Source organism: Streptomyces sp. NPDC026515, assembly GCF_055567595.1.
The window spans coordinates 1-17183 of record NZ_JBVHQD010000002.1 but is presented as its reverse complement, the minus strand read 5'-3'; the positions used below and the strand labels follow the sequence as shown (position 1 = coordinate 17183).

Sequence of the window (17183 nt, the reverse complement as noted above, 5' to 3'; positions counted from 1 at the left end):
GGGAGTTCAGTGCTAGACACGGTCCCCCCGTGACGCACCTCACGCGCCCGCGTTCTCCTTGACGGTGATCCTGCCCTTGCGGATGGTCGCCAGGCGCGGGGCCTTCCTCGCGATCGCGGAGTCGTGGGTGACCATGATGAACGTCAGCCCGTGCTCCTTCCACATGCGCTCCAGCACCTCCATGATCTCGTCGCGCATGCTCTCGTCGAGGTTGCCGGTGGGCTCGTCGGCGAGCAGCACCTTGGGCTGCTTGACCAGGGCCCGGGCGATGGCGACGCGCTGCTGCTGGCCGCCGGACATCTCCGAGGGCAGGTGCCCGAGCCGCTCGCCGAGACCGACGGAGGTCAGTGCCTCGGCGGCCCGCTCCCGGCGGTCCTTGGCCCTGACGCCGAGCGGGACGAGGGCGGTCTCGACGTTCTCCTGGGCGGTGAGCGTCGGGATCAGGTTGAACGACTGGAACACGAAACCGATGTTCTCGCTGCGGACCCGGGTCAGCTTGGTCTCGGAGAGCTTGGCCAGGTCGGTGCCGTCCAGGACGACCTCGCCGGAGGTCGGACGGTCCAGGGCGCCGATCATCTGGAGGAGGGTGGACTTGCCGCCGCCGGTGGGGCCCTGGATGACCAGGCGGTCGCCGTCCGCGATGGTGAGATCGATGCCGTCGAGGGCGCGGACGGTGTCCTTGCCCCGGGAGTAGAGCTTGGTGACGCTTCTGAGTTCGTACATGGGGTGACTCCTGAGAGGGTTCGGGGTCGGGCGGTTCTGTCGTCGGCCGCGGGCCGGTGGGGGCTGATCACGCCCGCGCGGCGGAGCCGCACATCGGCTTGGGGCCCCGCGCCCCTGAGCCAGTGACCGCCCCCGGCGCCGCGTGCGGACCGCTACTCGACGCGCCGCAGCGCGTCCGCGGGCCGGAGCCGGGACGCCCGCCAGCCGCCGAACGCGCCCGCGATCAGGCCGCCGGCCACCGCCAGCCCGACCGCCACCGCGATCGTGGTCACGCTGACCGGCGCCGTGAGGGCGACCTCCAGGGTCTTCGCGGTCTGCCGGCCGGGACCGCCGCCGAAACCGCCGCCGCCGAAACCGCCTCTGCCGCCCGCGTTGCCGCCGCCGAGGGAGGCGTCCAGGGTCGGACTGATCTCGGTGACGACGTACGCGCCGGCGAGACCGAGCGCGATGCCGAGCGCGCCGCCGACCAGGCCGTTGACCATGGCCTCACCGATGACCTGCCCGGTGACCCGGCGGGACTTCCAGCCAAGGGCCTTCAGCGTGCCGAACTCGCGGACCCGGCGGGAGACCGCCGAGGAGGTCAGCAGGCCGGCCACCAGGAACGCGGCCACGAGCACCGCGACGGACAGCCACTTGCCGACGTCGGTGGCGAGCGAGGACGCCGTGGAGAGGGAACCGGAGACGGTGTCCGCGAGGTCGGCGGAGGTGGTGACCGTCGTACCCGTGACGTTCTTCTGGATGGTCGACTTGACGGTCGAGATCTGCTTGGAGTCGGTCGCCTTGACGTAGATCGTGGTGACCTTGTTCTTCTCGCCGGCCAGTGTCTGCGCCTGCTTCAGCGGCATGTACAGGTTGGCCGCCGCGTCACCGCTGTCGGCCGTCGCGATCCCGACGATCGTGTACTTGACCTTGTTGATGGTGACGGTCGAACCGACCTTGTACTTCTTCTCCTTGGCGTACGCCGAGTCGGCGACCAGCACCTTGGCGTCGGTCTCGGTCGTCTTGAAGCTACGGCCGCTGGTGATCTTCGACGAGGTCAGCGGGCCGATCCCGGCCTGGGTGACGTCGGTGCCGTAGACCGTGTACGAGTTGACGTCGAAGTTGGCGCCTCCACCGCGGACCTCGCCCTGCGGCGGGCCGCTGCCGCCGCCGCCCGGGAACCCGCCGCCGTTGCCGCCGGACCCCTGGTTCTGCTGGAACTGACCCCGCGTGAACTGGCCGCTGATCTTGACCACGTTGAGGTTCAGCCCGCCGACCGCGGTCGCGACGCCCTTCTGGTCGCCGACCTTGGTGACGGTGGTGGAGGCGAGGGTGGTGAAGCCCTGCACCATCACACGGTCGCTGCTCTGCGTGTCCGACGAGCCGTTGTTCTGCGCGTCGAAGTTGAAGCGGGGGCGCTGGGAGGCGCTCGTGGAGGCCGACGCGGCCTTGGTGACGGTCATGTCCGTACCCAGGCCGTACAGCGACTGGAGGACCTTGTCCTGCGCCTTCCCCATGCCGTTGGACACGGAGTTGACCACGATGACCAGTGCGATGCCCAGCGCGAGGCCGGAGGCGACGACGAGAGCCGCCTTTCTGCGGCGGCGCAGTTCGCGCCTCAGGTAGGTGAAGAACATGACCGCACCGTAGGGAGGCACCGTGATGGCTCGATAAGGCCGAAATAAGAGAAGCATGAGAAGGCTGTGCCGGGCCCCGGAAGCGCCGATGCCGCCCCTGGGGGCGGCATCGGTGTGCTGTGGGCGGACTGTGCGTCAGACGGCCGAACCGGCCTTCCAGGCGGCCCAGTCCATGTTCCAGCCGTTGAGGCCGTTGTCGGGGGCCACGGTCTTGTCGCCGGTGTTGGAGATGACCACCACGTCACCGACGATCGAGTGGCTGTACATCCAGTAGGCCGGCGTGCTGGTGTCGTTGGCGCCCTTGGTGTCGGAGAGGCCGACGCAGCCGTGACTGGTGTTCACGGCGCCGAAGATGGACTTGGCGCCCCAGTAGTTGCCGTGCAGGAAGGTGCCGGAGCTGGTGAGGCGGATGGCGTGCGGCACGTCCTTGATGTCGTACTCGCCCTTGCCGTCGCTGTCGGTGAAGCCCACGGTCGCGCCGTTCATGCGCGTCTCCTTGAACTTCTCGGACATCACCATGACGCCGTTGTACGTCTTGTTGTCGGGCGAACCCGCCGAGATCGGGATGGTCTTGACCGTCTTGCCGTCCTGGGTGACCTTCATCTCCTTGGTCTTGGCGTCGACGTAGGAGACCTGGTTGCGGCCGATGTGGAAGGTGACCGTCTTCTGCTGGACGCCGTAGACACCGGAGGCGCCCTGCACACCGTCGAGCGCCAGTTTCAGCGTGACGGTGGAGTTCTCCTTCCAGTAGTCCTCGGGACGGCAGTCCATGCGCTGGGTGGAGAACCAGTGGCAGGCGACCTCCTGGCCGCTGCTGGAGGTGACCGTGACGCCCTTCTGGACGGCCGCCTTGTCGGTGATCTGCTTGTCGAAGTTGATCGACACGGGCATGCCCACGCCGACGGTCGAGCCGTCCTCCGGAGTGAAGGTGCCTATGAAGCTGTTGGCGGGCGAGACCGTGGTGAAGGAGGCGTTCTCGTGGGCGACCAGACCCGCGGAGTCCTTGGCCTCGGCGGCGACCTTGTAGGTGGTGGACCGCTCCAGCTGGGCGGAGGGCTTCCAGGTCGTCTTGTCGGCGGACAGGGCGCCGGTGACCGCGGTGCCGTCGGCGGTGGTCATGGTCACGCTGGTGAGCGTGCCCTTGCTGACGGTGACTGCGGCGGAGTTGTTGATGGACGCGTTGCCGGAGCCGTCCTTGGGTGTGATCGTGATGTCGGCCTGGGACGACTTCTCCGCCGCCGCCTGGTCCGACTGGGCCTGCGAGCTCTCACCGCCGCCGGACGCCTTGTCGTCGCTGCCGGAACACGCCGTGAGCACCAGCACACCGCCGAGCAGTGCGGACGCGGCCACCAGGCCCTTGCGCCGCTTACTGTCCGTCATCACACGCTTCTCCATCGTTGCCGAGTCCGCGAACACACCGAGAGTCCCCCTCAAGAGCCTTCAACGCTACGGCCGCTTCGTCCCGTTCCACATTTCCGTCAGGTGTGGGGCACACCACGTCCGACGGGGCGGCCGGTGCGGCAGGGGTCGGTCCGTGCTCTGTCCGAGACGACGAAACCCCGGACGGCGGTTGCCGTCCGGGGTCACTGGTTCCCCGAAACGCTCAGCCGATGCCGTCCTCTTCGTCGTCGCCGCCATCATCCTCGTCGAGGTCCCACTCCGGCGAATCCGGATCGTAGGCGACCTCCTCGCTGGACCAGGAGGCCTGCTGGAGTTCGACTCCGGGCACCTCGCTGACCAGGTCGAACGGGTCGACGAGATAGGCGAGGGCCTCGGCGGTGTCCTCCGTCACAGCGGCCTCGGCGTGCGCACGCTCCTCGCCGGGCAGCTCGGGGTCCTCGGCGATCCGCTGCAGCGCGACCTTGGTGACCTCGTCGGCGTCCTCGACCTCGAGGACCAGCTCCACCCGAAGTCGCACAAAACGTGATGTCTCTGGAGTGCTCATGCCGGGAGCGTAAGGCCGAAACCTCCTGTGACTTTCCCGTGACCCGCGATTTTCACTAACATCACCTCACACGGCCAATTCGCCAGCGCCACAAGGGGATCGATATTCCGTGTCATCCGCTCGCCGCCCGTTGCTGACCGCCACCGCCGCAGGCACCCTGCTGTGCGCGCTGTGGTTCGTCCCGTCCGCCCACGCGTCGCAGGACACCCCGGCGAGAACCGGCACGTCGGAGAGTACGGCGACGCGGGTCACCCAGCAGGCCAGGGCGCTGTCCGAGGCCACCTCCGAGGCGACCGGGGACGCCACCCGGCTCGCCGACACCGGAAGCCCGGACACCACGCCGTACGTCGTCGGCGGCACCCTCTTCCTCGCTGTCGGCGCCGGGTTCGTGGTGTATTCGGTCCGCCGGGAGCGGCTGGAGTTCTAAATGATTTGACCTCTCCTTGACCGGACACTCACAGTCCTCTCATGAAGAGATCATCGGGCGTGCGGATGTGCACCCTCGCCGCCGGCGGCGCACTGTCCCTCGCCCTCATCACGGGCTGCTCCGACGGGAGTTCCACGGATCCGGCCGCCGCCAAGGACTCCGCGTCCACCGTGAAGGCGCTGAACGCCGCGGAGTTGAAGCAGCGGATCCTCGCGCAGGACGAGGTGGACGGGTACAAGGTCAACGCGGTCGGCTCGGCCGCGCCGACCCGGAGCAGGATCAAGGCGAGCGACGAGAAGTGCCGTCCGCTGGCCTACGTCCTCACCGGCCTCGCCCCGGCCGACGCTGCCACGGAGATCGGCCGCACGGTCCGGGAGGACAAGAAGGACCCGACCGACGACGCGACCTCCCTCGACGACATGGCCGACGGCAAGTTCGAGAGCGCGCTGAAGGACTCGCTGAACCTGGACATCACCTCCCTCGACCTGTCGTCCTACGACGGGGACGGCGCGCAGCAGGCCCTCAAGGCGCTCTCGGCGGCGGTCAAGGACTGCGCTACCGGCTTCACGGGCGGCTCCGCCGGTGACGAGCAGAAGGTCACGAAGGTCACCGCGGCCAAGCCCTCGGGCACCGGCGACGAGTCGGTGGCGTTCACCGCGGTCACGGACATGGACGGCGACACGGGGCCCCTGCACGCGGAGGTGGTCCGCCACGGCAACACGCTCGCCACGTACTTCACCATGAACATCGGCGCGATGATGTCCGGCAAGACCTATACGGTCCCGGCCCCGGTCATCAAGGCCCAGTCGGCGAAGCTGAAGTGAGCACGACTCGTCGCGGCCCTTCCAGAAGGGCCGCGACGAGGAACCCAGGGGCGCTGGGGGTACCCCCGGCCGAAAGCTGGGGGAGGACCTGCGCGACCGGCCCCCTCGCGCCCGCAGCCGCACCCGGCTACCGCAGCGGGCCGGTCACCTTCTCGGCCGCCGCCACCAGCGCCCCGCCCCGCACGAACTCCTCCGCCGCGGCGAGGTCGGGAGCCAGGTACCGGTCGGGGCCGGGGCCCCGCACCCCCGCGGAGCGCGCCGCCTCGATCACGGCCAGGGAGGCCGGCGCCGCCGTCAGCCCCTCGCGCAACTCGATCGCCCGGGTCGCCGCGTACAGCTCGACGGCGATGATCCGGGCCAGGTTGCCGACGGCCGTCCGCAGTTTGCGCGCCGCCGACCAGCCCATGGAGACGTGGTCCTCCTGCATCGCGGAGGACGGGATCGAGTCGGCCGACGCCGGAACGGCCAGCCGCTTCAGCTCGCTCACCAGGGCCGCCTGCGTGTACTGGGCGATCATCAGTCCCGAGTCGACGCCCGCGTCGTCCGCCAGGAACGGCGGCAGCCCGTGGCTGCGGTTCTTGTCCAGCAACCGGTCGGTCCGCCGCTCGGCGATGGACCCGAGGTCGGCGACCGCGATGGCGAGGAAGTCGAGGACGTAGGCGACCGGCGCACCGTGGAAGTTGCCGTTGGACTCGACCCGGCCTCCCCCAGTGCCGAAAGCCTGGGAGGTGCCCCCAGGCAGGACGACCGGGTTGTCGACGGCCGAGGCCAGCTCCCGCCCGGCGACCAGGCGCGCGTGCGCGAGCGTGTCCCGCCCGGCCCCGGCGACCTGCGGAGCGCACCGCACCGAGTACGCGTCCTGGACGCGCGGCGCGTCGTCCTGATGGTGCCCGGTGAGCTGGGAGCCCTTGAGCACGGCGAGCATGTTGGCGGCGCTGTCGCCCTGGCCGGGGTGCGGGCGGATCGCGTGCAGCTCGGGGGCGAGGACCTTGTCCGTCCCGAGCAGCGCCTCCAGACTCAACGCGGCCGTCACATCGGCCGACTTGTAGAGCATGTCCAGGTCGGCGAGGGCCATCACCAGCATGCCGAGCATGCCGTCGGTGCCGTTGAGGAGTGCGAGCCCCTCCTTCTCGCGCAGTTCGACGGGGGCGATCCCGTGCTCGGCGAGCAGCTCGCCGGCGGGGCGCACGACGCCGTCCGGGCCCTCCGCGTCCCCCTCGCCCATCAGCGTGAGCGCGCAGTGGGACAGCGGGGCCAGGTCGCCGGAGCAGCCGAGGGAGCCGTACTCGTGCACGACCGGGGTGATCCCGGCGTTCAGCACGTCGGCCATGGTCTGGGCGACCTCGGGACGCACACCGGTGTGTCCGGAGCAGACGGTCTTCAGCCGCAGGAACATCAGGGCCCGGACGACCTCGCGTTCCACCCGCGGCCCCATGCCCGCCGCGTGCGAGCGCACGATGTTGCGCTGCAACTGGGCCCGCAGTTCCGGGCTGATGTGCCGGGACGCGAGGGCGCCGAAGCCGGTGCTGACGCCGTAGACCGGTTCCGGCTTGGCCGCCAGCGCGTCCACGATCTCGCGGGCCGCCGCGAGCGCCGCGACCGCCTCCGCGGACAGTTCGACGCGGGCGCCGCCACGCGCCACGGCGAGGACGTCGGACGCGGTGACACCGGACGTCCCCACCACCACAGTGTGCATATCCATATTCAGGAGCGTACGCAGTGAATGCCGCTGCTGTCACTAGTGGGGTACCGGGTTGCCCCTTACTTCCGTTGGGTTCTGCGTCACAGCCCCACGGTCATGAACGCCGGCCCCGGAAACTGCGCCGCTCGGCCCGTTCCGGCGGGGGCGCGTCGGCCAGCCGCAGGACGGGGTCGTCCGGCCCCTCACGTCCGGCCACCACCGGCCGCTCCGCGCGGAGCGCCTTGGCACGGTACTGCGCGGCGTCGGCGAGCCGGAACAGACGGCGGGCCGAGCGCACCGGCCCGATCGGATCCGCGGTCGAGGCCACCCCGCACGCCACCCCCTCCCCCAGCTCCAACTCCCCCGCCCGGCGGCAGAGTTCACCGGCCGCCTCGACCACGTCGTCGGCCGGCGGCCCGACCGCCAGCAGACAGAACTCGTCACCGCCGAGCCGCGCGGCCAGGGCGCCCGGCAGCATCGCCCCGCACAGCGACAGGACCGAGCCGAACCGTTCGAGGAGGCGGTCGCCGACGGCGTGCCCCTGGGTGTCGTTGACCCGCTTGAGCCCGTTGAGGTCACAGACGACGAGGCTGACCACGGTGTCGTCCGCGCGGTGCCGGTCGATCGCCTCGTCGAGATGCGCGTCGACGGCACGGCGGTTGGCGAGCCCGGTGAGCGCGTCGGTGTACGCCAGCCGGCGAGCCTCCTCGAGACGCTCGGTCTGGGCCATCCCGGCGGCGACGACGGAGGCCAGGACGGTGGCGAAGTCGGCGTCGGCGCGATTGAAGACGGTGGCCCGGACGGGACGGGCGACGTACAGCTCGCCCCAGGCCCTGCCGTGCAGCAGGATCGGCGCGACCAGGCAGCAGCCGCGGCCCCTGCGGCGCAGGGCGTCGACCCGCCGGTGCGAGTAACCGGGACGGCCGGCGGCGGGGCCCTCGGCCGTCTCCACCCAGGCGTTGGGACCGCCGCCGCCCGCCCAGCGCTCGTGGAGGAACTCGGTGATCTCCGGGAACTGGTGCACCGGGTATGACTCCGCGTCCGGGAACTCCTCCTCGTCCGTGGCGCGCTCCCCGACGTTCACCAGGACCCGCAGCCGGCCCAGGTCGCGCTCCCACACGGAGAGCGCGGCGAAGCTGCCGTCCAGAGCCCGGCAGGCACCGGCCGCGGCGGCGTGCCAGCACTCACGTGGGGTGTGAGCGGCAGCCATGCCCTGCGCCAGCGCCACTACGGCGGCGAGCCGGTTGTCATCACCCATTACTCCAGGTTAGGGATGATTTGTTGGATCCGGGACGCGGGTGCGGCGAACAGGTGTTGCCACGGCCCGGTCCGGCACGGGACGCGCCCGGGGCGGCCGCGCGCCTCACTCCCCCGGCCAGTCCGGCTTCCGCTTCTCGTTGAAGGCCGCGACACCCTCCGCGCGGTCCCCCGAGAAGGCCACCGAGCGCCAGGCCGCGTCCTCGACCTCCAGCCCCGCCCGCAGGTCCAGCCCCTGCCCGAGCCGCAGCGCCCGCTTCGCCGCCCGCAGGCCGACCGGCGAGTTCGCCGCCATCCCGGCCGCCAGCGCCAGCGCCGCCTCCCGGTCCCGGCCGGTCTCCACCAGCTGGTCGACCAGGCCCAGCCGGTGCGCCTCCGGCGCCTCCACCCGGCGCGCCGAGAAGACCAGCTCGGCCGCGCGGGCCGCGCCGACCCGGCGGGGCAGCAACTGCGTGCCGCCACCGCCCGGGATCACGCCCACCGACACCTCGGGCAGGCCCACCACGGCCGTGCCGTCCGCCACGATCACATCGCAGGACAGCGCCAGCTCGAAGCCCCCGCCGAGCGCGTAGCCGTGCACGGCGGCGATCGTCGGCATCGGCAGTTCCAGCACGCCGGTGTACGCCCCGCGCGACAGCGGCCGCGCCCGGACCAGCTCCGCGTCGGTCATGGAGTTGCGCTCCTTGAGGTCGGCGCCGACGCAGAACGCCCGCTCGTGCGAGGAGGTCAGCACCACCACCCGGGCGTCCCGGTCGGCCCCCAGCGCGGCGCACGCGGCCACGATCGAGCGGGCCATGTCCGCCGACACCGCGTTCATCGCCCTGGGCCGGTCCAGCACCAGCTCCGCGACCTGGCCGTGCCGTCGTACCAGCACGAACTCCCCGAACCGCTCCTCGCTCACGACACGCCCTCCGGTTAACGCGGGTTAACAGCCTGGATCCGATCATCGCAGCCGAGTCGTGAAGAGGAAAGGGCGGCCGGCCGGCTCCGGCAGCGAGGCCCGGCAACCCGTTCGAGTGACATCACACCCAAGTCCCCCCGCACCACCCAGGGGAGCGCATAACGTGCGCTCGCCACGGCGCATCGGGGGCGCGAGCGCATCGGGGAGGAATCGTGATGACCGAGACGTCGACCCAGCCGGCGCGAGACACCGACCTCACGGCCGCACAGCCGGTACCGGCGTCACCGGCCACCGGCACCGCCCCGGCCGGTGCGCGCCTCTTCGCCCCCCGCACCCGAGGCCGGCACCGGCGCCCGCGCCGCCGCAGGGTCCTGCTCGTCGCGGGCGGTATCGCGCTGGCCGCCGGGGCCCTGAGCCTGGTCCGGGTGAGCGTCGAGCCGGGCGCCGGCGGCCCCGGCGCCGCCGAGGCCGAACCCCGGCTGGACGTGGGCCGCGGGCCGGGCCGGTCGACCCCGGCCGCAGCCATGGTCGCCACCGCCACCGCCATCCCCCGGGTGCTCCCCTCACCGGCCCCGGTACCGGGCGGGGTGAGCACGACACCGACGGCGCCCTCCGCGCCCGCGCCCCAGCCGGCCACGTCCCGGCCCGCCGCCCCGGGTGGTCCGGGTGGTCCGGATGCAACCACCATCCCCGAGTCCCCCAACGCGCCGGCTCCGTCGACCACCCCACGGCCGAGCCCGACACCACCCCGGCCGGCACCCTCCGCCACCCCCACGCCGGCTCCCCGGCCCTCCGCCCCGGCGGAGCCGGGCCTCTGCGTCCCGATCATCGGCCTGTGCGTCACCCCCTAGGAGCGAGCGATGACGAGCGGTGACGGCGGTGGGGGCGGGACGGCGGCCGCGGCCGGCGGACGGGCCACGCCGTGGTCACGGACCGGCCGGCGGTGCCTCCCGGCGCGTGAGCAGCCACGGCTCCACCACGCCCAGGCCACGTACCGGGCGCTGCCACATCGGCTGGAGCGCGAAGCGGTACGTCGGCGGTTCCTCGCCCTCCTTCTCGGCGGTGGCGGCGGCCTCGGCGGCATCCGCCTCCGAGGCGGGCGCCTCACCGGAGCGGATCAGTTCCTCCGCGAACGCCGAGTCGACGAGCACGGCGTCCCGGGGGGCTATGGAGGTCAGCCGGGAGGCCAGGTTCACGGTCGTACCGAAGACATCGCCCATTCGGGTGGTCACGGTGCCGAAGGCCATGCCGACGCGCAGCTCCGGCATCGTCTCGTCGTGCGCCATGGTCTCCACCAGGCGCAGGGCGATGTCGGCGGCCGTGCCCGCGTCGTCGGCGGCGTACAGGACCTCGTCGCCGAGGGTCTTGATGAGCCGGCCGCCGCGGGCCGCGACCAGGTCGGCGGCGGTGGTCTCGAAGGCCTCGACCAGTTCGCCGAGCTCCTCCTCCTCCATCCGGCGGGTCAGCCGGGTGAACCCGACGAGGTCGGCGAAGCCGACGGCCAGCCGCCGGTCGACCATCTCCTCGTCGTCGGCCGACTGCACGACCCGGCCGGCCGAGGCGGCGAGCTGCCGGCGCCAGACGTAGACCAGGAACTCCTCCAGCTCGGGCAGGAGCAGCTCGACGATCGGGTACGTGACCTCGGTGCGGGTCATGCCCGGCTCGGGGGGCTCGGTCAGGCCCTCCAGGAAGGAATCCATCTGCCACTCCGCCAGACGGGCGGTGGTCTGCCCGGTCGACCGGGCCACCTGCACCGCCATGGCCTCGCTGAGCAGCCCCGCCTCGACGAGACCGGCGAGCCGGCGCAGGGCCAGCACATCGGCCTCGGTGAGCGCCTTGGCCTGCCCGATGTCCGCGAAGCCCATGGCCCGCCAGAACCTCGACGCCAGTTCCATGGAGACGCCGGCGCTGCGGGCCGCCTGGAACGGGGTGTAGCGGCGCTCGGCACCGAGGATCAGGCCTTCGAGGCGCAGGGCGAGCGGGTCCTCGCCGGAGTCGGCGGCGTCCGCGCCCTCGCCGGAGCCCGTGTCGTCGACGGTCACGCCTGCTGCCCTTCCGATCTGCCGCGGTCACGTATCGACCGGCCTCAACTCTACGGCAGCTGTGCGGTAGCTCACTTCGTGAGGTGGGCCGATGTCAGGAGGTTCGGGGTGGTGAGGGGTGGGGCTCCGGGTGCTGGCGGGTGGAGATCGCGCGGTTCCTGCCCCGGCCCTCGGCCGGGGCACCCCCGGCGCCTCTCACGGGGCACGCCCTCGCCTCGGGCGGCGCGCACCGCCGCAGGCCTCGCTCCGGGCCGCCCGCACCGGCCTCACGCCGGCCGCAGGTGCACGATGTCGCCCGCCCCCACCGGCTCCTGGACTCCCTCCTTCGTCGCGATCACCAGCCTTCCGTCGCCGTCGATCGCCACCGCCTCCCCCACCAGCGATCGGTCTCCGGGCAGTTCGGCCCGGACCGTCCGTCCCAGCGTCGCGCAGCCCGCCGCGTATGTCTCCTGGAGCCCGCTGCCCGCCGGATCGCCGCCCGCCGCGCGCCAGCGCCCGTACCAGTCCTCCAGCGACCTCAGCACGGCCCGCAGCAGCGGATCGCGGTCCGTGGTCACCGCGCCGGCCAGCGCCAGCGACCCGGCCTGCGGCACCGGCAGCTCGTCCGCGCGGAGCGTGACGTTGATGCCGACACCGACCACGACGGCGTCCTCTCCGGCCCGCTCCGCCAGGATGCCGCCGGCCTTGCGCTCCTCGCCGCCGACGGTGACCAGGAGGTCGTTCGGCCACTTCAGCGCCAGATCGACACCGGCCACCCGCGCCAGCCCCGTCGCCACCGCCACCCCGGTCAGCAGCGGCAGCCAGCCCCAGCGGGCCACCGGTACCCCGGCCGGCTTCAGCAGCACCGAGAAGAACAGGCCCGAGCGCGCCGGCGCCGTCCACCGGCGGTCCAGGCGGCCCCGCCCGGACGTCTGCTCCTCGGCGACGAGAACAGCGCCCTCGTCCGCGTCTCCCGCGAGGAACCGCGCCACGAGATCCGAGTTGGTGGAGCCGGTGCGCTGCACGACCTCGACGTCACGGAAGAGCCCGCCGTGCCCGCCGTCCTTCACCAGGGCCCGGCGCAGTCCCGCGCCGCCGAGCGGTGGACGGTCCAGGTCGGACCAGCGATTGTTGTTCTCGTCTGCTGCATCTCGCGGCGTCATGCAAGCCACCCTAGGTGTGTTGTACGCCGCACTGCCGTTTGGTAGGCGTCCCACTACGCTACGGATGAGTAACCGTCCCCCCTTTTGAGCAGGCAGGGAGCCGCATCCCGATGTCCGAGCCGGAAGAGATCGACATTCACACGACCGCGGGGAAGCTCGCGGATCTCCAGCGCCGTGTCCATGAAGCGACACACGCCGGTTCGGAGCGCGCCGTCGAAAAGCAGCACGCCAAGGGCAAGTTGACGGCCCGTGAGCGGATCCAGCTGCTCCTCGACGAGGGCTCCTTCGTGGAGCTGGACGAGTTCACCCGCCACCGCTCCACCAACTTCGGCCTGGAGAAGAACCGCCCCTACGGCGACGGCGTCGTCACCGGATACGGCACGGTGGACGGCCGCCCGATCGCCGTCTTCTCCCAGGACTTCACGGTCTTCGGCGGCGCCCTCGGCGAGGTCTACGGGCAGAAGATCGTCAAGGTGATGGACTTCGCGCTGAAGACCGGCTGCCCGGTCATCGGCATCAACGACTCCGGCGGCGCCCGGATCCAGGAGGGGGTCGCCTCCCTCGGCGCGTACGGCGAGATCTTCCGCCGCAACACGCACGCGAGCGGGGTGATCCCGCAGATCAGTCTCGTCGTGGGGCCCTGCGCCGGCGGCGCCGTCTACTCCCCGGCCATCACCGACTTCACGGTCATGGTCGACCAGACGTCCCACATGTTCATCACCGGTCCTGACGTCATCAAGACCGTCACCGGCGAGGACGTCGGCTTCGAGGAGCTGGGCGGCGCCCGCACCCACAACTCGGTCTCCGGTGTGGCCCACCACATGGCCGGCGACGAGAAGGACGCCATCGAGTACATCAAGCAGCTGCTGTCGTACCTGCCGTCCAACAACCTCTCCGAGGCCCCGGTCTTCCCCGAGGAGGCCGACCTGTCGGTCACCGACGAGGACCGCGAGCTGGACACCCTGGTCCCGGACAGCGCGAACCAGCCGTACGACATCCACACGGTGATCGAACACGTTCTCGACGACAGTGAGTTCTTCGAGACGCAGGCGCTCTTCGCGCCGAACATCGTCACCGGCTTCGGCCGGGTCGAGGGCCACCCGGTCGGCATCGTCGCCAACCAGCCGATGCAGTTCGCCGGCTGCCTGGACATCAAGGCGAGCGAGAAGGCGGCCCGCTTCGTCCGCACCTGCGACGCCTTCAACGTCCCGGTCATCACCTTCGTCGACGTGCCCGGCTTCCTGCCCGGCGTCGACCAGGAGCACGACGGCATCATCCGCCGCGGCGCCAAGCTGATCTACGCCTACGCCGAGGCGACGGTCCCGCTGATCACCGTCATCACCCGCAAGGCCTTCGGCGGCGCCTACGACGTGATGGGCTCCAAGCACCTGGGTGCCGACATCAACCTCGCCTGGCCTACCGCCCAGATCGCCGTCATGGGCGCCCAGGGCGCCGTCAACATCCTGCACCGCCGCACCATCGCCGAGGCCGAGGCGGGCGGCGCGGACGTCGAGGCGGTGCGCGCCCACCTGATCCAGGAGTACGAGGACCACCTCCTGAACCCCTACATCGCCGCCGAACGCGGCTACGTCGACGCGGTGATCATGCCTTCGGACACCCGCCGTCATGTCGTACGGGGCCTGCGCCAGCTGCGCACCAAGCGCGAGTCCCTGCCGCCGAAGAAGCACGGCAACATCCCCCTCTAAGGAGCCGCTGTGACGATCAAGGTCATACGGGGCAACCCGACCCCGGAGGAACTGGCCGCCGCGCTGGCGGTGGTCAGGGCGCGGGCGGCGGCCCTGGCGGCCACCCGGTCCGGTGCCCCGACGGGACGGGCAGCCTGGTCCGACCCGTCCCGCATCGCCCGGCAGCGGCTCCCCCAGCCGGGCCCGACCGCGTGGACCCGCACGTACTGGCCGGGCTGAGAACGACACCTCGGGGGACGGGGCCGCATCGATGTGCGGCCCCGCCGCGCGGGCACACGCAACTGCGAGTCCGGGCTCCGATGTGAGTACCCCTACTCAGGCGCAGGCGCCCGCGAGGCCCCACCCTGGAGAGATGCTCTGGTCGGACCCCGAAGACGAGCCGCCGAAGGATCTGCAGGACGTGCAGAACGCCCTCCGGCGGCTCGGCGTCCTCCTGGCGGTGGTCATGCTGCTGCTGATGATCGTGCTGGGCGTGAGATAGGCAGCCACTAGGCTGACGCCATGCGCAGACTCGTCCTCGCCTCCCAGTCCCCCGCCCGGCTGAATCTGCTGCAGCAGGCGGGTCTCACCCCCGAGGTGATCGTCAGCGGCGTCGACGAGGACGCCGTCACCGCCCCCACTCCGGCCGAACTGGCCCTCGCCCTCGCGGAGGCCAAGGCCTCCGTCGTCGCCGCCCGCCCCGACGTGCAGGGCGCGATCGTGATCGGCTGCGACTCGGTGCTGGACCTCGACGGCCGGGCGCTCGGCAAGCCGGCCGACGCCGAGGAGGCCACCGCCCGCTGGAAGTCGATGCGCGGCCGGGCCGGCACGCTGCAGACCGGGCACTGCGTGTGGGACACGGCGGGCAACCGGCACGTGTCGGCGACGGCCTCCACCGTCGTGCGGTTCGGCGAGCCCTCCGACGCGGAGGTCGCCGCGTACGTCGCCTCCGGCGAACCCCTCTACGTGGCGGGCGCGTTCACCCTGGACGGGCGCAGCGCGCCGTTCATCGACGGCATCGAGGGCGACCACGGCAACGTGATCGGCATCAGCCTGCCCCTGGTGCGCCGGCTGCTCGGGGAGCTGGGCATCGGCATCACGGAGTTGTGGGCGCCGGCGGAGTGACCGGCCCGGCGGCCGGCGTGTCCTTCCTCGGTTCCGGTTCCGGCTCACCGTCCGCCGGACCGGAGCCGTCCGCGCCCCCGCCGGCGACCGCGCCGGCGTCGGCGCCCTCCGCGCGGTCGTACGTCATCAACAGCAGCACGATGAGGGCGAGGACGACCACCATGGACACGAACGCGGTCCAGCCGATCAGGCCCCACGCCACGGCGCCCAGCAGGCCGTGTACGACCGCCGCGCTGATCAGCAGGATGCGGCCGAGGCCGGCGGGCGCCCGGTTGCGTATCGCCACCAGCAGGGCCACCAGGGCGCACAGGGCGAAGTAGAGGCCGAAGACCACGGCGCCGATCTTCGCCGTCATCGACATGTTGTCGGGGTCGAGCCCGGCCAGGGACATGTCCTGACGGTCGACCACCACTCCCATGAACCAGTTGAACGCGGCGATGCCGAGTGCCTCCCCGAGGAGCACGACCGCCACGACCAGAGCCACCGGTCGGCGCACCACCGGCCCCACCCACTTTCGCTCACGACCCGCCGGGAGCCGCTGTTACCTGAAGTACGTTCAAGACATCGCGAACGCTACTAACGGGTAAACCCGGGGACAAGGGGCCGGGCGTCGGCAAAGATTCGTTGGGCCATTCGTAGGGACTCAACAAAGAAACACTGTGGGGCGCGGCACGCTCTCACAGAGACCTTGAGCACATCGCGGGGCTAGGGTTTTCCGAAGGAGTCCTGCGTACCTCGGTGCGACAAGGGCTTTCGCGGGTCCGGCGAGCCTCGCATCACGCTCCGTGTGGGCAAGCTCACCATTGGGGACGGGTCGAAGTGCCGTGTCGGCCTTCCCTAAACTCGGCTTGTTTCAAGGAGGGAGCCTCAATCGTGCGCAAGGTGCTCATCGCCAACCGTGGCGAAATCGCTGTCCGCGTGGCCCGGGCCTGCCGGGACGCAGGGATCGCGAGCGTGGCCGTCTACGCGGATCCGGACCGGGACGCTCTGCATGTCCGCGCCGCGGATGAGGCGTTCGCCCTGGGCGGTGACACCCCGGCCACCAGTTACCTGGACATCGACAAGGTCCTGAACGCGGCACGCGAGGCGGGGGCCGACGCCGTCCATCCGGGCTACGGGTTCCTCTCCGAGAACGCGGAGTTCGCCCAGGCGGTCCTGGACGCGGGTCTGACCTGGATCGGTCCGCCGCCGCAGGCCATCCGCGACCTCGGCGACAAGGTCGCCGCCCGGCACATCGCCCAGCGCGCCGGCGCCCCGCTGGTCGCCGGCACCCCGGACCCGGTCTCGGGTGCCGACGAGGTCGTGGCCTTCGCGGAGGAGCACGGCCTGCCGATCGCCATCAAGGCCGCGTTCGGCGGCGGCGGACGCGGCCTGAAGGTCGCCCGGACCCTCGAAGAGGTCCCGGAGCTGTACGACTCCGCCGTCCGTGAGGCGGTGGCCGCCTTCGGGCGCGGCGAGTGCTTCGTGGAGCGCTACCTGGACCGGCCGCGGCACGTGGAGACGCAGTGCCTGGCCGACAAGCACGGCAACGTGGTCGTCGTGTCCACGCGTGACTGCTCGCTCCAGCGCCGCCACCAGAAGCTCGTGGAGGAGGCGCCGGCGCCCTTCCTGTCCGACGCCCAGGTCGCCGAGCTGTACCGCGCCTCCAAGGCCATCCTCAAGGAGGCCGCCTACGAGGGCGCCGGCACCTGCGAGTTCCTGGTCGGCCAGGACGGCACGATCTCCTTCCTGGAGGTCAACACCCGCCTCCAGGTCGAGCACCCGGTGACCGAGGAGGTCGCCGGCATCGACCTGGTGCGCGAGATGTTCCGGATC

18 protein-coding genes are annotated in these 17183 nt (G+C 71.6%); 8 read left to right on the top strand and 10 right to left on the bottom strand.

Features of this window, described 5'->3' with window-relative positions:
• Positions 1-39: 39 nt before the first annotated feature.
• The 4 genes from ACZ4O3_RS03515 to ACZ4O3_RS03500 form a co-directional block, all read right to left on the bottom strand.
• Complete coding sequence (locus tag ACZ4O3_RS03515; protein ID WP_362733047.1) at positions 40-723, bottom strand: ABC transporter ATP-binding protein; 684 nt, start codon at positions 721-723, stop codon at positions 40-42.
• A gap of 152 nt (positions 724-875) precedes the next feature.
• A complete protein-coding gene (locus ACZ4O3_RS03510; RefSeq protein WP_467721023.1) occupies positions 876-2339 on the bottom strand; it encodes an ABC transporter permease in 1464 nt (487 codons plus the stop codon).
• Positions 2340-2474: 135 nt separating this feature from the next.
• A complete protein-coding gene (locus ACZ4O3_RS03505) occupies positions 2475-3719 on the bottom strand; it encodes a L,D-transpeptidase (protein ID WP_467721022.1) in 1245 nt (414 codons plus the stop codon).
• 223 nt (positions 3720-3942) lie between these two features.
• Positions 3943-4284: a hypothetical protein gene (locus ACZ4O3_RS03500; RefSeq protein ID WP_362727724.1), complete on the bottom strand. Its 342-nt coding sequence runs from the start codon at positions 4282-4284 to the stop codon at positions 3943-3945.
• Positions 4285-4393: 109 nt separating this feature from the next.
• Between ACZ4O3_RS03500 and ACZ4O3_RS03495 the strand changes: the two genes are divergently transcribed.
• Both ACZ4O3_RS03495 and ACZ4O3_RS03490 read left to right on the top strand, forming a co-directional pair.
• Positions 4394-4711, top strand: a complete 318-nt coding sequence (locus ACZ4O3_RS03495) for an LAETG motif-containing sortase-dependent surface protein (RefSeq protein WP_362727726.1) — start codon at positions 4394-4396, stop codon at positions 4709-4711.
• 41 nt (positions 4712-4752) lie between these two features.
• A complete protein-coding gene (locus tag ACZ4O3_RS03490; RefSeq protein ID WP_467721021.1) occupies positions 4753-5535 on the top strand; it encodes a hypothetical protein in 783 nt (260 codons plus the stop codon).
• A gap of 127 nt (positions 5536-5662) precedes the next feature.
• On the opposite strand, the gene hutH is transcribed toward ACZ4O3_RS03490, so the two are convergent.
• From hutH to ACZ4O3_RS03475, 3 genes are all read right to left on the bottom strand, one after another.
• Positions 5663-7231: a histidine ammonia-lyase gene (gene hutH / locus ACZ4O3_RS03485; protein ID WP_467721308.1), complete on the bottom strand. Its 1569-nt coding sequence runs from the start codon at positions 7229-7231 to the stop codon at positions 5663-5665.
• 100 nt (positions 7232-7331) lie between these two features.
• Positions 7332-8474: a GGDEF domain-containing protein gene (locus ACZ4O3_RS03480; protein WP_467721020.1), complete on the bottom strand. Its 1143-nt coding sequence runs from the start codon at positions 8472-8474 to the stop codon at positions 7332-7334.
• A 105-nt stretch (positions 8475-8579) separates the two neighbouring features.
• Entirely contained in the window at positions 8580-9374 is a 795-nt protein-coding gene (locus tag ACZ4O3_RS03475) for an enoyl-CoA hydratase/isomerase family protein (protein ID WP_362731450.1), read from the bottom strand.
• 215 nt (positions 9375-9589) lie between these two features.
• Between ACZ4O3_RS03475 and ACZ4O3_RS03470 the strand changes: the two genes are divergently transcribed.
• On the top strand, positions 9590-10225 hold the full coding sequence (locus ACZ4O3_RS03470; protein ID WP_467721019.1) for a hypothetical protein: 636 nt from the start codon (positions 9590-9592) through the stop codon (positions 10223-10225).
• A gap of 75 nt (positions 10226-10300) precedes the next feature.
• On the opposite strand, the gene ACZ4O3_RS03465 is transcribed toward ACZ4O3_RS03470, so the two are convergent.
• Together ACZ4O3_RS03465 and ACZ4O3_RS03460 are read right to left on the bottom strand one after the other, a co-directional pair.
• Positions 10301-11416 (bottom strand): adenylate/guanylate cyclase domain-containing protein, encoded by a 1116-nt coding sequence (locus tag ACZ4O3_RS03465; RefSeq protein ID WP_467721018.1) that lies wholly within the window; start codon positions 11414-11416, stop codon positions 10301-10303.
• Between the two features lie 266 nt (positions 11417-11682).
• Positions 11683-12558 (bottom strand): biotin--[acetyl-CoA-carboxylase] ligase, encoded by an 876-nt coding sequence (locus ACZ4O3_RS03460; RefSeq protein ID WP_384996210.1) that lies wholly within the window; start codon positions 12556-12558, stop codon positions 11683-11685.
• Positions 12559-12668: 110 nt separating this feature from the next.
• Between ACZ4O3_RS03460 and ACZ4O3_RS03455 the strand changes: the two genes are divergently transcribed.
• The 4 genes from ACZ4O3_RS03455 to ACZ4O3_RS03440 all read left to right on the top strand — a co-directional run bounded on the left by ACZ4O3_RS03455 (position 12669) and on the right by ACZ4O3_RS03440 (position 15368).
• Complete coding sequence (locus ACZ4O3_RS03455; protein WP_362727238.1) at positions 12669-14264, top strand: acyl-CoA carboxylase subunit beta; 1596 nt, start codon at positions 12669-12671, stop codon at positions 14262-14264.
• Between the two features lie 9 nt (positions 14265-14273).
• Positions 14274-14483 carry an acyl-CoA carboxylase epsilon subunit gene (locus ACZ4O3_RS03450; RefSeq protein ID WP_362727236.1) on the top strand — a complete coding sequence of 70 codons (210 nt, stop codon included), beginning with the start codon at positions 14274-14276 and terminating at the stop codon, positions 14481-14483.
• A gap of 133 nt (positions 14484-14616) precedes the next feature.
• Entirely contained in the window at positions 14617-14745 is a 129-nt protein-coding gene (gene mmpB / locus ACZ4O3_RS03445) for a morphogenic membrane protein MmpB (protein ID WP_362727233.1), read from the top strand.
• Between the two features lie 20 nt (positions 14746-14765).
• A complete protein-coding gene (locus ACZ4O3_RS03440; protein ID WP_362727231.1) occupies positions 14766-15368 on the top strand; it encodes a Maf family protein in 603 nt (200 codons plus the stop codon).
• On the opposite strand, the gene ACZ4O3_RS03435 is transcribed toward ACZ4O3_RS03440, so the two are convergent.
• Positions 15340-15867 (bottom strand): hypothetical protein, encoded by a 528-nt coding sequence (locus ACZ4O3_RS03435; protein ID WP_362727229.1) that lies wholly within the window; start codon positions 15865-15867, stop codon positions 15340-15342. The two genes, ACZ4O3_RS03440 and ACZ4O3_RS03435, sit on opposite strands and share 29 nt — an antisense overlap.
• A 374-nt stretch (positions 15868-16241) precedes the next feature.
• On the opposite strand from ACZ4O3_RS03435, the gene ACZ4O3_RS03430 reads away from it, so the two are divergent.
• Positions 16242-17183 (top strand): acetyl-CoA carboxylase biotin carboxylase subunit (locus tag ACZ4O3_RS03430; protein WP_467721017.1); only part of this gene is annotated, 942 nt, incomplete at its 3' end.

Coding starts and splice junctions, on each gene's coding strand:
- ACZ4O3_RS03515 (WP_362733047.1), bottom strand. CDS start 723: ATGTACGAACTCAGAAGCGTCACCAAGCTCTACTCCCGGGGCAAGGAC.
- ACZ4O3_RS03510 (WP_467721023.1), bottom strand. CDS start 2,339: ATGTTCTTCACCTACCTGAGGCGCGAACTGCGCCGCCGCAGAAAGGCG.
- ACZ4O3_RS03505 (WP_467721022.1), bottom strand. CDS start 3,719: ATGACGGACAGTAAGCGGCGCAAGGGCCTGGTGGCCGCGTCCGCACTG.
- ACZ4O3_RS03500 (WP_362727724.1), bottom strand. CDS start 4,284: ATGAGCACTCCAGAGACATCACGTTTTGTGCGACTTCGGGTGGAGCTG.
- ACZ4O3_RS03490 (WP_467721021.1), top strand. CDS start 4,753: ATGAAGAGATCATCGGGCGTGCGGATGTGCACCCTCGCCGCCGGCGGC.
- hutH (WP_467721308.1), bottom strand. CDS start 7,231: ATGCACACTGTGGTGGTGGGGACGTCCGGTGTCACCGCGTCCGACGTC.
- ACZ4O3_RS03480 (WP_467721020.1), bottom strand. CDS start 8,474: ATGGGTGATGACAACCGGCTCGCCGCCGTAGTGGCGCTGGCGCAGGGC.
- ACZ4O3_RS03470 (WP_467721019.1), top strand. CDS start 9,590: ATGACCGAGACGTCGACCCAGCCGGCGCGAGACACCGACCTCACGGCC.
- ACZ4O3_RS03460 (WP_384996210.1), bottom strand. CDS start 12,558: ATGACGCCGCGAGATGCAGCAGACGAGAACAACAATCGCTGGTCCGAC.
- ACZ4O3_RS03455 (WP_362727238.1), top strand. CDS start 12,669: ATGTCCGAGCCGGAAGAGATCGACATTCACACGACCGCGGGGAAGCTC.
- mmpB (WP_362727233.1), top strand. CDS start 14,617: ATGCTCTGGTCGGACCCCGAAGACGAGCCGCCGAAGGATCTGCAGGAC.
- ACZ4O3_RS03440 (WP_362727231.1), top strand. CDS start 14,766: ATGCGCAGACTCGTCCTCGCCTCCCAGTCCCCCGCCCGGCTGAATCTG.